At 69.3% G+C, this 14,454-nt stretch carries 13 protein-coding genes; 4 read left to right on the forward strand and 9 right to left on the reverse strand.

Features of this window, described 5'->3' with window-relative positions; genetic code table 11:
• Positions 1–21: 21 nt before the first annotated feature.
• Positions 22–696: a response regulator transcription factor gene (locus BM060_RS24810; protein WP_074984045.1), complete on the reverse strand. Its 675-nt coding sequence runs from the start codon at positions 694–696 to the stop codon at positions 22–24.
• 238 nt (positions 697–934) lie between these two features.
• On the opposite strand from BM060_RS24810, the gene BM060_RS24815 reads away from it, so the two are divergent.
• From BM060_RS24815 to BM060_RS24825, 3 genes are all read left to right on the forward strand, one after another.
• On the forward strand, positions 935–1,960 hold the full coding sequence (locus BM060_RS24815; RefSeq protein ID WP_074984048.1) for a GlxA family transcriptional regulator: 1,026 nt from the start codon (positions 935–937) through the stop codon (positions 1,958–1,960).
• 189 nt (positions 1,961–2,149) lie between these two features.
• Positions 2,150–2,518, forward strand: coding sequence for a response regulator transcription factor (locus tag BM060_RS24820; protein ID WP_074984050.1), 369 nt, complete (start codon positions 2,150–2,152; stop codon positions 2,516–2,518).
• Between the two features lie 195 nt (positions 2,519–2,713).
• Positions 2,714–3,916 carry an NAD(P)/FAD-dependent oxidoreductase gene (locus BM060_RS24825; protein WP_074984052.1) on the forward strand — a complete coding sequence of 401 codons (1,203 nt, stop codon included), beginning with the start codon at positions 2,714–2,716 and terminating at the stop codon, positions 3,914–3,916.
• 873 nt (positions 3,917–4,789) lie between these two features.
• Here the strand turns inward: BM060_RS24825 and BM060_RS24830 are convergent.
• The 8 genes from BM060_RS24830 to BM060_RS24865 all read right to left on the reverse strand — a co-directional run bounded on the left by BM060_RS24830 (position 4,790) and on the right by BM060_RS24865 (position 13,463).
• Entirely contained in the window at positions 4,790–5,014 is a 225-nt protein-coding gene (locus BM060_RS24830; protein ID WP_074984054.1) for a hypothetical protein, read from the reverse strand.
• A gap of 179 nt (positions 5,015–5,193) precedes the next feature.
• The gene (locus BM060_RS24835) at positions 5,194–6,153 is read right to left on the reverse strand and encodes a quinone oxidoreductase family protein (protein WP_074984056.1); all 960 of its coding nucleotides are present in this window, start codon (positions 6,151–6,153) and stop codon (positions 5,194–5,196) included.
• Positions 6,154–6,195: 42 nt separating this feature from the next.
• A complete protein-coding gene (locus BM060_RS24840) occupies positions 6,196–6,969 on the reverse strand; it encodes an ABC transporter ATP-binding protein (RefSeq protein ID WP_043272016.1) in 774 nt (257 codons plus the stop codon).
• A gap of 229 nt (positions 6,970–7,198) precedes the next feature.
• Positions 7,199–8,443, reverse strand: coding sequence for an MFS transporter (locus BM060_RS24845; RefSeq protein ID WP_074984058.1), 1,245 nt, complete (start codon positions 8,441–8,443; stop codon positions 7,199–7,201).
• A gap of 30 nt (positions 8,444–8,473) precedes the next feature.
• Entirely contained in the window at positions 8,474–9,826 is a 1,353-nt protein-coding gene (locus BM060_RS24850; protein WP_074984060.1) for an outer membrane beta-barrel protein, read from the reverse strand.
• Between the two features lie 64 nt (positions 9,827–9,890).
• Positions 9,891–11,528 carry a bifunctional 3-(3-hydroxy-phenyl)propionate/3-hydroxycinnamic acid hydroxylase MhpA gene (mhpA, locus tag BM060_RS24855; protein WP_074984062.1) on the reverse strand — a complete coding sequence of 546 codons (1,638 nt, stop codon included), beginning with the start codon at positions 11,526–11,528 and terminating at the stop codon, positions 9,891–9,893.
• A gap of 105 nt (positions 11,529–11,633) precedes the next feature.
• Positions 11,634–12,554 (reverse strand): VOC family protein, encoded by a 921-nt coding sequence (locus tag BM060_RS24860; RefSeq protein WP_074984065.1) that lies wholly within the window; start codon positions 12,552–12,554, stop codon positions 11,634–11,636.
• Between the two features lie 75 nt (positions 12,555–12,629).
• Positions 12,630–13,463, reverse strand: a complete 834-nt coding sequence (locus tag BM060_RS24865) for a fumarylacetoacetate hydrolase family protein (protein ID WP_074984067.1) — start codon at positions 13,461–13,463, stop codon at positions 12,630–12,632.
• Positions 13,464–13,635: 172 nt separating this feature from the next.
• Here BM060_RS24865 and BM060_RS24870 point away from each other — a divergent pair, with 172 nt between their 5' ends.
• Complete coding sequence (locus BM060_RS24870; protein ID WP_074984069.1) at positions 13,636–14,340, forward strand: GntR family transcriptional regulator; 705 nt, start codon at positions 13,636–13,638, stop codon at positions 14,338–14,340.
• Positions 14,341–14,454 lie beyond the last annotated feature (114 nt).

Consider the following 14,454-nt stretch of genomic DNA (forward strand, 5'->3'; position numbering starts at 1 on the left):
CCCGCTCCACGCCGCGCCCGCTCAGGGGGCCCGGCGCGTCTGCGGCGCGATGCCCAGGGCCTCGGACTTGCGCACCAGGTCCGCCACCGAGCGCGCCGCCAGCTTGCGCATCAGCTGCCCGCGGTGGACCTTCACCGTCACTTCGCTGAGGTTCAGTTCGGCGGCGATCTGCTTGTTCATCAGGCCGGCCACCACGTAGCCCATCACCTCCCGCTCGCGGGGGGTGAGCGCGGCGTAGGCCTCGCGCAGCCCGGCGCTGGAGCGCTCGGCGGCGAGCCGTTCGGCGTCCTTGGCCAGGGCGTTGGCCACGGCGTCGAGCATGTCCTGGTCGCGGAACGGCTTGGCGAGGAAGTCGACTGCGCCGGCCTTCATGGCCTTGACGGTCATGGCGATGTCGCCGTGGCCGGTCATGAACACGATGGGCATGCGCAGGCCGTGCTTCTCCACCTGCTCCTGGAAGGCCAGGCCGCTCTCGCCGCGCAGGCGCACGTCGAGCACCAGGCAGCTGGGGGCGTCGTCGCGGGGGAAGACGAGAAAGTCCGCGGGGGACTCGAAGGTCTCCACGCGCAGGCCGATGGAGCGCAGCAGCCCCGACAGCGCCAGGCGCATCGACTCGTCGTCGTCGACCACGTAGACCACCGGTTCCCTGGGCTTGGCGCTGCCCTGCTGCGCCCCCGATTGCGACCACGAACTCATCTGGCTGGCTCTCCCGCGACCGACGCCGCGCATGGCATACGACTGAAAAAACTAGTCCACCACGGCGTCTCCGACAACGCGGCGGGACGCCCGGCATCCGGACGAAGTTAGCGCGCCGCCGCGCCCGCTCGCCAGGACAGAAATCCCAGGTTATCGGCCAGCGCCGGCGCCGGGCTTGCCAAGCGCCGCCACAGGCGGTATCTCGCTGCTGGTTGGAATAGGCATGGCAGCGTTGGCAATGAACATCACCCCAATCGACAACCCCCAGAATGCGTTGCCCGGCAACGGCCCGCGCGAGGTGCTGTTCGTGGCCTACCCGGACATGGGCCTGCTCGACCTCAGCGGCGCCCAGACGGTGTTCTGGGCCGCCTCCAAGGCGCTGGCCGAACGCGGCCTGCCCGGCTACCGCCTGCACACCGCGAGCCTGGCCGGCGGCCTGGTGCGCACCGTGGAAGGCCTGGCGGTGGACAGTACGTGCCTGCCGCCGCCGCACGCCGTGGCAGCCGATACCCTGGTGGTGCCCGGCGCCCCGGACATCTGCCACACGCTGGACAGCCACGCCGAGCTGGCGGCCTGGATCAGCGCGGCCGCACCGCGCATCCGGCGCGTCGCCTCGGTGTGCAGCGGCGCCTTCCTGCTGGCCCGCGCCGGCCTGCTCGACGGCCGCCGCGCCGCCACCCACTGGGCCCTGTGCGACGCCCTGCGCCAGCGCTTCCCGGCAGTGGAAGTGGATGCCGACGCGATCTTCATCCAGCAGGGCGAAACCTGGACCTCGGCGGGCGTGAGCGCCGGCATCGACCTGGCCCTGGCGCTGGTGGAAGCCGACTGCGGCCGCGAGGTGGCCATGGCCGTGGCCCGCGAGCTGGTGGTGTACCTCAAGCGCCCCGGCGGCCAGGCGCAGTACAGCACCCTGCTGCAGTCCCAGGCCGCCGACAGCCCGCTGTTCGACGAACTGCACCTGTGGCTGGCCGAGCACCTGGGCGAGCGCAGCCTCACGGTGGAGCAGCTGGCCGAGCGCGTGCGGATGAGCCCGCGCAACTTCTCGCGGGTCTACAAGCAGCGCACCGGCCGCACCCCGGCCCGGGCCATCGAGCTGTTCCGCCTGGAGGCCGCCCGGCGCCTGCTGGAACACTCGACGCAGAGCATCGAGCAGATCGCCCGGCAATGCGGCTTCGGCAACGAGGAGCGGATGCGCGTCACCTTCCAGCGCCACCTGTCGATCGCCCCGCGCGACTATCGCAGCCGCTTTACCCGCGAGGCCTGAGCACTACATTCGTATCCATGAACTTGCCCTTCATTGATCAAGGAAGTTGCCAAGTTGCGGAAAGTGCCTCGACGGAAGTTTGCAAGAACCCATACCCAGGTCTCGCCCGACTATACCCAGGTATACTTCTTCGCCTTGTTCGCTGGCGTATCTTGAAGTCTCGACAGATACCGCCACGAGCAATTCCCGATGACCCAGGAACCCCCGAGTCGCCAGACGGCCGTGATTGCCGTGGTCGACGACGATGACTCCGTGCGCGCGGCGCTGGAGAGCCTGCTGCGCGCCAGCGGCTACCGCGTGCGCAGTCATTCCAGCGCCCTGGACTTCCTCACCGGAGAGCCCGGCGAGGCGCAGTGCCTGGTGTCCGACGTGCAGATGCCCGGCATGAGCGGCCTGCAGCTGCACGCAAGGCTCATCGCCATGGGCCTGCGCATTCCCGTCATCTTCATCACCGCCTACCCCGAGGCGGTTCCCGCCCCGCTCGCCTGCCTGCCCAAGCCGTTCGACGCCGAGCGCCTGCTCGCGTACATCGAAACCGCCCTGCGCCAGCCGCGCTGAAACTTCCCCGGCAGGTCCTGATACCTAGGTATATATCCGCCAGACCAACGCACTATTCCGCGAACCCCATGTAGAAGTGTGCGGCGCAAGTTCCCCGAATAGCATGAATTCCACAGCGGACGACTCGACAGTCACGCCGGGCTTGGAGCCGAAACTTCAAGGTCATTCATCACTACGTATATTCGGGAGCAAATCATGAAACAGCAGATTCTGGTGGTGGGCGCAGGCTTCGGTGGGCTCTGGAGCGCCTTGAGCGCGGCACGCCTGCTGGACCGACACGAGCGTCACGACGTGCAGATCAGCCTCCTCGCGCCCCAGGCGGAGCTGCGCATCCGCCCGCGCTTCTACGAACCCGACGTGGGCCGCATGTTCGCCCCGCTGGACGCGCTGTTCGACACCGTGGGCATCCGCTTCGTCCAGGGCAGCGCCGAGCGCATCGACGAGCAGGCGCAGAGCGTCGGCTACCGCGACGCCGCCGGCCGCCAGGGCGAGCTGGGCTACGACCGCCTGGTGCTGGCCACCGGCAGCCAGCTCGCCCGGCCGCCGGTGCCGGGCCTGGACAGCCACGCCTTCGACGTCGACCAGATCGAATCCGCGGCGCGCCTGGAAGCGCACCTCAAGGCCCTGCGCAACCGCCCCGCCAGCCCGGCGCGCAACACCGTGGTGGTGGTCGGCGGCGGCTTCACCGGCATCGAGACCGCCACCGAAATGCCGGCGCGCCTGCGCGAAGCGCTGGGCGCGGAGCAGGACATCCGCGTGATAGTCGTCGACCGCGGCGCGCAGGTGGCCGCCGCCCTGGGCGAAGGCATCCGCCCGTCGATCGTCGAGGCCTCCGCAAAGCTGGGCATCGAATGGCTGCCCGACGCCAGCGTCGCCGCAGTGGACGCCGACGGCGTGAGCCTGGCCGACGGCCGCCGCATCGACAGCCACACGGTCATCTGGACCGGCGGCCTGCGCGCCAGCCCGCTGACCGGGCAACTGAGCGGCGAACGCGACGCCCTGGGCCGCCTGCACGTGGACGGCAACCTCAAGGTGCGCGGCCAGGCCAAGGTATTCGCCGCCGGCGACGTGGCCTACGCCGCCACCGACGACCTCGGCAACCACGCGGTGATGTCCTGCCAGCACGCCATCTCCCTGGGCCGCCACGCCGGCAACAACGCCGCCGCCGACCTGCTGGGCGTGCCGCCCACCCCCTACCGCCAGCCCAAGTACGTGACCTGCCTGGACCTGGGCGCCTGGGGCGCGGTGTACACCGAGGGCTGGGACCGCCAGGTCAAGCTGCTGGGCGAGCAGGCCAAGGAGCTGAAGACGCAGATCAACACCCTGTGGATCTACCCGCCGGCAGCCGACCGCAGCATCGCCCTGGCGGCGGCCGATCCGCTTATCCCGGTGGCCTGAAGAGCCCCCTCTCCCGCAAGCGGGAGAGGGGGCTGTTCGGAGTGGGTGGGGAGTTCGGAGTCAAACTGATACACCTAGCGAACGCGGGAACGCGGGGCGGATAACCGTTCGCGGTTATCCGCCGCTGGCCGTGCCACCGGAGCGTTCGGCGGTGCCGGTGAATCCAATCGCGGACAAAGTCCGCTCCTACGCCCGTGCTTGCTGGAACCGTAGGAGCGGACTCCGTCCGCGATGGGTTTGGCTAGACGGGTGTGGAGTCAGAGAGCTTCGTGATTGCACTTCACGCCGAACGGTCCCCTCTCCCGCTTGCGGGGGCGGGTTAGGGAGGGGGAGCGGAGTATAGGGTTGGCAGAGGTGTATGGTCGGAGTCCGCAACCCTCTCCCCAGCCCTCTCCCTGAAGGGAGAGGGGGCTGTTCGGAGTGAGTGGGGAGTTCGGAGTCAAACTGATACACCTAGCGAACGCGGGAACGTGGGGCGGATAACCGTTCGCGGTTATCCGCCGCTGGCCGTGCCACCGGAGCGTTCGGCGGTGCCGGTGAATCCAATCGCGGACAAAGTCCGCTCCTACGCCCGTGCTTCCTGGAAGCGTAGGAGCGGACTCCGTCCGCGATGGGTTTGGCTGGACGGGTGTGGAGTCAGGGAGCTTCGTGATTGCACTTCACGCCGAACGGTCCCCTCTCCCGCAAGCGGGAGAGGGGCCGTTCGGAGTGGGCGGGGAGTTCGGAGTCATCCTGAAATGCCAGAACTCCCCCTCGTCATTCCCGCGAACGCGGGAATCCAGGGTTCGCGAGCAAGCTCGCTCCTACGAAAAGCACATTGACGTAACCGGGGAGTCCGGCGTGGCCGGCAAGTCCGCGAGAAGACCCCCCCCCTCACCCCTGCGCACTCGGCACCTCATCCTCACTGATGCAATGCTCTATCTCGGTCACCTTGCGCAACGCCTGGTCCGCACAGGGATAAGCCCCGAAAATACGCCCCTGGTAGAACACCACCCAGACGAACCCCAACGGCTCCCCGCCCGCCAGCCCACGGGCCAGCGCCTGGAACCCGGGAGGCAGGTCGTCGATATGCATCTGTGCCATACCGCGCAGGATCATGGCCGCTCACCTCTGGCTCGGAAGGCAGCATTCTCGATGCCCGCGGGCCTGCGGGCAATACGACGGAAGTTTGCCGGGCAACGCCTCGTGGCACCCGCTGGAAGTCCGGCACAGGGCGGCGCGCTGCCCTGTGCGGGCCATTGACCCTGGCATCGTTGCGCCTCCTCAGCCGTATCGGCTCACAGGGTGAAGACGATGCGCTCGGCGGCGCTGCGCTGCCAGGCCGACTCGACCTCGCTCAGCGGCACCGCCTCGGCGTCCACCTTCAGCCCGGCCGGCTCGATGGCCCGCAGCAGTTGCCCGATCACCCGCACCAGGCCTTCGTTGGACACGCTGCCCAGGCCGCTGCCGAGCAGCTCCAGGCCGGAGCTGCGCAGCGCGCCGGCGTTCAGCGGCAGGCTCGCCCCGGCGAGCGAGCCGATGTTGACGAAGAGCAGGCGCGGCGAGGCCTCGCCGCTGCCGTGGCTGGCCGCGGCGTCGAGGATGCAGGCCGCCGGCGGGCCCCACAGGTAGTCCAGCACCACGTCGATGCCGCGGCCCTGGATTTCCTCGCGCAGCTCGGCGGTCAGCTGCTCGGCCGGCTGGTCCAGGCGGATGAAGTGGTCCGCGCCCAGGGCGCGCAGCTCCGCCTCCACCGCCGGGTTGCGCGCGGTGGCGATCACCCGCGAGGCGCCCAGGTGCCTGGCCACCTGGATGGCCAGGCGCCCGGAGGTGCCGGCGGCGCCGTTGACCAGCACGCTTTCGCCGGGCTTGAAGTGCGCGCGTTCCTGCAGCGCCGCCCAGGACGACATGCCGGGGTTGGCGATGGCCGCGGCGGTGATGTCGTCGATGCCGTCGGGCACCGCCACGCAATAGCGCGCGTCCACCGCCACGGTCTCGGCCATGGCGCCGTGGGGCGCGCGGGGGAAGGCGAAGTACACGCGGGTGCCGTCTTCCAGCAGGCCCACGCCGTCGACGCCGGGCACCGCCGGCAGGCTCCGGGGGCTGCTGTAGTGCTTGCCGCTGGCCTGGGCGCGCACCAGTTGGCTGAGCGCGGCGGCGCGCACGCGCACCAGCACCTCGCCGGCGGCGGCTGGCTGCGCCTCGAACTCGCCGTAGCGCGGCGGCTGGTCGAAGGCATGGACGATGGCGGCTTTCATGGGGTTCTACTCCGGTGGCTCAGAGGAATCGGGATGCCGGCTTCAGGCGTGCCAGCAGCGGTACCAGCCGTCCTGCTCGTCGATGCGCAGCTCGGTCTGGTAGAGGTCGGACAGCCGGGCGCTGGTCAGCACCTCGGCCTTGGGCCCGTCGGCGACGACGCGGCCCTTGTCCAGCAGCACCACGCGCTCGATCTCGGGGATGACCTCGTCGATGTGGTGGGTGGTGATGATCATGGCGTGCGCCTCGCCGCAGAAGCGCCGCAGCAGCTTGAGCATGCCCAGGCTGGCGCCCATGTCCAGGCCGTTGGCCGGCTCGTCGAGGATCAGCGCGCGCGGCCGGTGGACCAGCGCGCGGGCCAGCAGCAGGCGGCGCTTCTGCCCGGTGGACAGGCGCTGGAACATGGTCCGCTCGTGGCCGGCCATCTCCACCACCGCCAGCAGCGCGCGGGCCTGCTCCAGCTGCTCGTCGCTGGGCTGCAGGTGGCCGTGGGCGCCGATCGAGCCGAAGAAGCCGGAGACCACCACGTCCAGGGCCTGGGTGTAGGGCGTGTAGTCGTCCTGCAGGTCCTGGGAGATGAAGCCGATGCGGCTGCGCAGGTCCCAGAGGTTGACGGTGTCGCTGCCGAACAGCCGCAGGTGGCTGCCCTCGCGCTCCACCGGGTACAGCTCGCGGCTGATCAGCTTGAGCAGCGTGCTCTTGCCGGCGCCGTTGGGGCCGAGGATGGCGACCTTCTCGCCATCGCCGATGTGCAGGGAAAAGCCGTCGAGCACGCGGGTCTGCTGCTGGAAGGCGGTGACGTTGTGGATGTCGATCATGAAGGGTTCGTCGTCGCGGGCGGGGGAACGCCGATACTACATCAGGTGGCACCGGGCGGCGCCGGCTCGTGACCGGCGCCGCCCGGGCCCTGCGCGAGGGAAGGAACATCGGCCGGCGCGGGTAGCGCCGGCGATGGCATGCGCATCCCGCGCATGACGCGGGCGAAGCCGGGACGGTCGGCCCGGCTCCACCCTGCCGACATCCTGTCGGCGTTACCGGCTTGCGGCTTCAGGCCACGTCTCCGGCCTGCCCGACCGGCGCCTTGCGCCGCAGCGGCGCGGTTTCGCGCAGCAGGCTGGCGGCGGCAAGGCCGAGCACCACGCCGCCCAGGGCCAGGTAGAGGGTGTACTGGATGCCGTGGTGCTGGGCGATGTAGCCGGCCAGGGCCGGCGCCACGCCGCCGCCGAACACTTCGCCGATGCCCACCACCAGCCCGGTGGCGGTGGACACCAGGGGCAGCGGCACCGACTCGCCGGTGAGCGGGCCGACGGTCATGCAGATCATGCTGAAGTTGAAGAAGGTGGTGAGGAACAGCAGCGCGAACAGCGTCAGCGGCTCGGCCCCGGTGTGCATCAGCAGCCAGATGCAGGCGCCGGTGGCGACGAAGCTGCCCAGCACCACCGGCTTGCGCCCCAGGCGGTCGGACAGCCCCGGCAGCACCAGTTGGCCGATGAAGCCGCCCAGGCCAATGGCGGACATGACGAAGCCCATCTGCTGCACGCCCAGGTGCAGGTAGTCGGTGAGGTAGTTGGGCATCATCACGCTGAGCACGAACAGGCTGGTGAGCATGCAGAACATGCCGAGGATATTCAGCGGCACGTTGCGGTAGCGCAGCGCATCCAGCCAGCGCCCCTGTTCCTGGGGCGCCTCGGCAGCCGCCGGCGCGCGGGTCTCGTGCAGGCGGCGGTACATGAACCAGGCGAGCAGGAAGCCGGGCAGCGACACCACCACGAACACCCAGCGCCAGGACGGCAGCACCAGCAGCAGCTGGGTGGCGAGGATCGGCGCCAGGCCCAGGCCGAGGATCGGGAAGAAGGCCTGCTGGATGCCGATGTTCAGCCCGCGCCGCGATGGGTGCGAGGACTCCGCGGTGGCGGCGATGGCGGTAGGCGTGAAGGCGCCTTCGGAGACGCCCATCACCGCGCGGATCAGCAGCAGCGCGGCGACGCCGTTGGCCAGCCCGGACAGACCGGCCAGCAGGGAGAACAGCAGCACCGCGGGGATCAGCACCTTGCGCCGGCCGATGCGGTCGGACAGCCGGCCCATGAAGATCGAGGAAATCCCCCAGGCGATGGCGAGGATCGCCGAGATGTTGCCCAGGTCCTGATAGTCCAGGTGCAGCTCGGCCATCATCACCGGGAACAGCGGCAGGATGATGAAGCGGTCCAGGCCGACCAGGCCGAAGCCCAGGGCGAGCATGGCGACGGCCGTGTATTCGTAGCGCGCATTCCACTTGTTGTCGTTGTTGTGCATGGCATGGGTACTCGGGACGTTGGCGGGCGGTCAGAAGTAGAACAGCGCTTCGACCATGGTGGAGAGTTGCGAGCGGTCGCGGCCGTTGCCGTAGGGGCGGTCGTGGTCGCGGGGGTCGAACCAGTCGTAGCGGACTTCCGGGCGCAGCGAGAGGTTGCCGGTCACATCCCAGCGCAGGCCGGTGGTGAGGGCGTTGTAGTCGCCGCGGGCGGTGCTGGTGGGGAACAGGATGAAGCCGTCCGGGTCGCTGAAATGCTCGCCGCGCAGGGAGAAGGACAGGTCCGGGCGGTACTGGTAGGTGACGACCGCGTTGGCGCCCCACCAGCGGGCGCCGTCGAAGCCGGGGCCGCTCACCACGTCGACGGTGGAGGCCTTGCCATCGCCGGCCTGGTGGCCGTAGACCAGCTCGGCGCCCATGGACCAGCGCTCGTCGAACCTGTGCCAGCCGTTGAGCGAGTGCTGCTGCTTGAGCTGGCCGCTGTCGGCGACCAGCCGCGCGGTCGGCGCCTGGACGTCGGAGAAGCTGTCGTTCTGCTCGTTGCCGACGATGAACTCGTAGTCGAGCCAGGTGTTCATGTCCGCCGTGCGCCAGCGCAGGGCGCCCATCAGCGACTTGCCGTCGTTGTTGTCGCGCAGGTTGTTCCAGCCCTGCACCACGCCCAGCTCCAGGCCGAGGATGCCGCTGGCGTCATTGCGCAGGCGGGTGCCGACCAGCACGCCGGAGACGGTGCCCGGCTCGCTGACGAAGGCGTAGGTCTTGCTGGCGAAGGGGTTGCGCGCCTGGCGGATGTTCGGCGGGATCTCGTAGCCCAGCGCCGGGCCGAACACCCCGGCCATGAAGTTGAAGCCCGGCCCGTAGGGCACGTAGGCGGTGGCGGCGATGTTGGGGACGGCGAGGAAGCGGTCCTTGTCCTTCTGCGCCTTGGCGGCGTCGTCCTCGTTCATGTTCCAGTGCATGTCCCAGCCGAAGGTCCGGGCGAACTGGGCGTTGCGCCCGTAGTTGGCCTCGAAGGTGAAACCGAAGGCGAAGTCCTCCGGCTTGGGCCCCGGCAACGGGGTGATGCGCGGTACGAAGGTGCCCTTGAGCGCCTTGTCGACGAACAGGTGCAGGCTGCCCCACTCCAGGCTCTCGTCGGACATGCCGGTGAGCGGCAGGTTGCTCAGCCCGTCCTCGCGCTCGTCGTGGGTGGAGCGGTTGTTGCGCACGTAGGCGACGTCCAGCAGGCCGGAAACTGTAATGCCGTAGTCGCGCTCCAGGCTGTCGCCGAAGAGGCCCTTGAACAGGCTGCCCTCCCCCGGCGCCGGCGCCTCGGCGGCATGACATTCCACGAATGCCAGGGCGGCCAGGACCGCACCAAGCGTTTTCACCTTGATGTTGAGCATGGTTCTGTCTCTTGTTGTTGTTTTCAGAGGGGTGCCGCGGGGAGTGCCCCGCGGCAGAAGGGACCTAGACCTGGGCGGCGAGCGGCCGGCGCTCCTCGCGCAGCGCGCCGCCCTGGCCTGGCTGCAGCGCCAGGTCGCGGCGCAGCGCGTCGAGCAGTTGCGGCAGTTCGCTGGCGTGGCCGATGCCGCCGTAGATGTAGAAGTCCGGGCGCACCAGCACGGCTTGCAGCCCGGCGGCGCGGAGGAACTGGTGGTACTTGCCGGACAGGTCGCGGCAGGTGCCCGGCGCGCCGTCCTCGCTCAGGCGCACGGCCTTCACTTCCAGCCGTTCGAGCAGCGCCTTGTGCGCCTCGCCCAGCCCGGCCAGCGGGTCGTCGCCGATGCTCAGCAGGTGGAAGCCGCGGCCGAAGGCGTCGTCGTAGCGCTGGCGGCGCTCGTCGCGCTCGATCTCGCCGTGCACGCCCAGGCAGCCGGCCGGGCCCAGGGCGCGGCCGTTACGCTCGTCCTTGTGCACCACGCCGTCGACCAGGCCGGGGAACGGCGGCAGCGGCGGCACTTCGCCTGCGAGGAAGGCGGCGTCGCGCTCGGCGGCCTGCTGCGGGTCGGCCACGCAGACCACCTTGCCCATTTCCACCGAGGCGTCGATCACCGCGCGGATCTGCGGCTTGCGCTCCAGGGTGTAGCTGTCCAGCAGCTTGTCGGAGCAGATGCCGCGCAAGACCAGGTCCAGGCGCCAGGACAGGTTCCAGGCGTCGCGGATGCCCGAGCACATGCCCTGGCCCATGAACGGCGGCATCAGGTGCGCGGCGTCACCGGCCAGCAGCACGCGGCCGTGGCGCCAGGTCTGGGCGATGCGCGAGCGGAACTGGTACACCGCATGGCGCACCAGGCTGGCGGTGTCCGGGGTGACCCAGGGCGCCAGCAGTTCCCAGACCTTGTCGGTGCTCTGCAGGTCCTCGATGCTCTCGTGGGGCAGGCGCATGAATTCCCAGCGGCGGTAGCCGGGGCCGCCGGGGACCATGGTGGTCGGCCGCGCCGGGTTGCACCACTGGCCGATGTCCGGCACGTCCAGCTCGACGCCGGGGTTGGGCTGCAGGTCGACCACCAGCCAGTCTTCCTGGAAGCCCAGGTCCTGCCAGTCGATGCCGCACTCGCGGCGCACCGCGCTGTTGGCGCCGTCGGCGCCGACCACGTAGCGGGCGCGCACGGTGCGCTGCTCAGTAGCCTGAGCCTGCGCCGCGTCGCCGCGCTGGGTGCGTTGCATGCGCAGCTCGCAACCCTGCTCGTCCTGGCTCAGCCCCAGCACTTCCCAGCCCTGGTGGACTTCGACGTTGGCGATGGCCTTGGCCCGGCGGTCGAGGATGGCCTCCAGGCCCGGCTGGTTGAACAGGTAGCCGAAGGGGCCGTCGCTGATCGACTCGGCGGACCAGTCGATCTCCACCAGCACCTTCCAGTCGGCGTTGAACCACTGGTAGCAGGCCGAGGGCTGGGAAATCTCCTGCAGCTCCTCTTCCAGGCCCATCATGCGGAATACGCGGCGGATCTCGTGGTCGTGGAACACCGCGCGCGGCAGCGGGTAGAGGGACTGCCAGCGCTCGTACACGGCGACGCTGTAGCCCATCTTGCCGAGGAGGATGGCGAGGGTCTGGCCGACCGGGCCGTAGCCGACGATAGCCACGTCATGGATCTTGTTTTCGTTCATCTGTGCTGACCTGAAACCGGGTGGGTTTTGGGCAAGCCGCTCCCCGCCTCCCTGCGCGGCAGGAAAGTGTTCGGGACCAGGGAGCGGCCTGCGTCGCTGGGGGCGCTAGCTTTTGGCCGGCGCGCTGTCCGTCTCGGTGTTGACGACGAAGTACTCGGGGACGCTGGGGCCCCAGAGGTACAGCGAGTTCTCGGGCGGGAAGTCGCCGGCCGGCCACTGGCTGCCGGCGTCGATGAAGTCCATGTCCGCCGAGTACTCGCAGAACGAGCCCCAGGGGTCGCGGACGTAGTGGAAGTAGTTGGAGCCCAGGCAGTGCCGCCCGGTGCCCCAGCCCTCGCGGTAGCCGGCGCTGGCCATCTGCTCGGCGCCGTTGCCGACCTCGTCGACGCCGTCGACTTCCCAGGCGGCGTGGTGGAAGCCCTTGGCGCCGCTCTTGCAGAAGGCCACCAGGTGGTGGTCGCAGCCGTGGGGGGCATGGGTGAAGGCGATGATGTCCTGGGAATGGTCGGACAGGCGCAGGCCCAGGGCCCGCTCGTAGAAGGTGACGGCCTGGGGCACGTCGGGGCTGAACAGCAGCACGTGGGACAGCCGCCGCGGGCGTACCCGGGCCACTTCGTCGCGGGTGCCGACGCCACGCACGGCGGGCTGTGCCGGCGCCACGGCGCGCTTGCTGTCGGGCATGTGCTTGGCGCCGACCTTCACCTGCAGCAGGTTGCCGTCGGGATCGCGGAACCAGAAGCCCTCGCCGTCGCCGGCCTCGAAGCGCGCGCCGGCGACCTCGGCCTGCTGGCGCAGGGCGTCGTAGTCCTCGGCGAAGCAGTTGAAGCTCAGGTAGGCCAGGCTCTTGCGCGGGCCCTGCAGCATCCGCGCCCAGCGGTGGCCGTCGGCGGCGCGCAGTTCCAGGGCGTCCGCGGTTTCGCCGACTTCCAGGCCGAAGCTGGCGAAGAAGGTCCGCGCCTCGGCCAGCGAGGGCACGAACAGCGCGTAATGATCGATCGAATGCACACTGCGGGGAGTGACAGTCATGATCGCCTCCGTTTGTTGTTCTTGTCGTCGAAGCCTCGGAGCGGGAGGCTTCGATCTGGCCGGGAATGCCCGGGGTCAGGCTTCGTCCAGCACCGGGTTGACCAGGGTGCCGATGCCTTCGATGGACACTTCCACCACGTCGCCGGCCTTCAGGTAGACCTTCGGGTCCATGCCGAAGCCGACGCCGGCCGGGGTGCCGCTGACGATCACGTCACCGGCTTCGAGGGTCACCGCCTCGCTGAGGGTGGAGATGATGGTGGCCACGTCGAACAGCATGTCCTCGGTGTTGGCCGATTGCACCACCTTGCCGTTGACGCGGGTCTGCAACAGCAGGCCCTTGCCGCCGGCCGGCAGTTCGTCGGCGGTCACCAGGTCGGGGCCGAAGGCGCCGGTGTCGTCGAAGTTCTTGCCCACGGTCCACTGCGGCGACTTGAACTGGTACTCGCGCACCGAGCCCTCGTTGAACAGCGCGTAGCCGGCGACGTGCTGCAGCGCCTGCTCCTTGGCAATGTGCCGGCCGCCGCTCTTGAGCACCACGGCCATCTCGCCCTCGTAGTCCAGGGTGTCGGAGACGCGCGGGCGGACCAGCGGCTTGTTGTGGGCGATCAGGCTGCTGTTGAAGCGCGGGAACAGCGTCGGGTAGTCCGGCTGGGCGTAGGGCGATTCCTTGGTGTGGTCGGCGTAGTTCAGGCCGACGCAGACGATCTTGCCGGGCTTCTTCATCAGCGGCAGGTAGTCCTGCTCGCCGATCTGCACCAGCGGCCCCTGCGCCTCGGCGCCGTAGGTGGCCAGGTCCACGCCGCGCTCCAGCAGCGATTCCAGCGATTCCTCGCCGAGAACCCGGACGCCTTCGGCAGTACGCACGCCCAGTACCGGGCGGCCTTGGTGAGTGAAGCGAACGTAGCGCATGGAGCTGACCTCTTGTTGTGGTTCGTGACGACCGCCAGGCAGTGCGGTATGGGCCCTAAGCTAATCCGAGGAAAATATGCCGTCAACGATAAAATATATTTTTTCAGAATTATCGATAAAAGGCCGCTCTGTGTATCATCTGCCTCATCCGTCATCACCCGTGGTAAAGCCCATGAACCGAGCCGAACGCTGGGCACAGCAGCCCGAAGTCTCGGAGAAGCGCACCATGGCCTCGCAACTGGAGGCCCGGGTCCGCGAAGACATCATCAACGGCCGCCTGGCGCCGGGCAGCCGCCTGCGCCTGAAGGAACTGGCCGAGCACTACGACGCCGGCGTCATCCCCCTGCGCGAGGCGCTGTCGCGCCTGGCCGCCAGCGGCTTCGTCAGCGCCGAGGACCAGAAGGGCTTCAGCGTCGGGCGCATCTCCGCGGAGGAAATCCGCGACATCACCCACACCCGCCTGCTCATCGAGTGCCAGGCCCTGGCCGAATCCATCCGCAACGGCGACCTGGAGTGGGAAAGCCGGCTGATCGCCGCCCACCACCGCCTGGACCGCCTGCCCATCGTCGAAGGCCCGGAACGGCTGCTGAAGCCGGAATGGGAAAACGCCCACGTGGCCTTCCACGAGGCGCTAATCGCCAACTGCCGCTCGCCCTGGCTGCTGCGCCTGTCGCACATGCTGCGCGACCAGACCGCGCGCTACCGCATGCTCTCGGTGCACTACAACGACGGCGCCGAGCGCGACGTCCCCGGCGAACACCGCGAACTGCTCGACGCCGCCCTGGCGCGCGACGTGGACAAGGCCTGCGCGCTGCTGGCGCAGCACTACGAGACCACCACCCGCAGCGTGCTGGCCCACGAGGCGTTGAAGGGTTGAGCCCGGGCCCCGCACCTACATCCCCCGCCAAGCATGGCTTTTCGTAGGATGGCGTTGAGCGAAGCGATACCCATCGCCACGGCCGCATGGGTTTCGCAGGCTCAACTACGGGGC

Origin of the sequence: Pseudomonas citronellolis (genome assembly GCF_900112375.1) — a bacterium.
Classification (GTDB): Bacteria; Pseudomonadota; Gammaproteobacteria; order Pseudomonadales; family Pseudomonadaceae; genus Pseudomonas; species Pseudomonas citronellolis.

Excerpts from the sequence above, each read along its gene's own strand:
- mhpA (WP_074984062.1), bottom strand. The coding sequence starts at position 11,528 with ATGAACGAAAACAAGATCCATGACGTGGCTATCGTCGGCTACGGCCCG.
- BM060_RS24850 (WP_074984060.1), bottom strand. The coding sequence starts at position 9,826 with ATGCTCAACATCAAGGTGAAAACGCTTGGTGCGGTCCTGGCCGCCCTG.
- BM060_RS24860 (WP_074984065.1), bottom strand. The coding sequence starts at position 12,554 with ATGACTGTCACTCCCCGCAGTGTGCATTCGATCGATCATTACGCGCTG.
- BM060_RS24835 (WP_074984056.1), bottom strand. The coding sequence starts at position 6,153 with ATGAAAGCCGCCATCGTCCATGCCTTCGACCAGCCGCCGCGCTACGGC.
- BM060_RS24865 (WP_074984067.1), bottom strand. The coding sequence starts at position 13,463 with ATGCGCTACGTTCGCTTCACTCACCAAGGCCGCCCGGTACTGGGCGTG.
- BM060_RS24815 (WP_074984048.1), top strand. The coding sequence starts at position 935 with ATGAACATCACCCCAATCGACAACCCCCAGAATGCGTTGCCCGGCAAC.
- BM060_RS24840 (WP_043272016.1), bottom strand. The coding sequence starts at position 6,969 with ATGATCGACATCCACAACGTCACCGCCTTCCAGCAGCAGACCCGCGTG.
- BM060_RS24810 (WP_074984045.1), bottom strand. The coding sequence starts at position 696 with ATGAGTTCGTGGTCGCAATCGGGGGCGCAGCAGGGCAGCGCCAAGCCC.
- BM060_RS24830 (WP_074984054.1), bottom strand. The coding sequence starts at position 5,014 with ATGATCCTGCGCGGTATGGCACAGATGCATATCGACGACCTGCCTCCC.
- BM060_RS24845 (WP_074984058.1), bottom strand. The coding sequence starts at position 8,443 with ATGCACAACAACGACAACAAGTGGAATGCGCGCTACGAATACACGGCC.
- BM060_RS24820 (WP_074984050.1), top strand. The coding sequence starts at position 2,150 with ATGACCCAGGAACCCCCGAGTCGCCAGACGGCCGTGATTGCCGTGGTC.
- BM060_RS24870 (WP_074984069.1), top strand. The coding sequence starts at position 13,636 with ATGAACCGAGCCGAACGCTGGGCACAGCAGCCCGAAGTCTCGGAGAAG.
- BM060_RS24825 (WP_074984052.1), top strand. The coding sequence starts at position 2,714 with ATGAAACAGCAGATTCTGGTGGTGGGCGCAGGCTTCGGTGGGCTCTGG.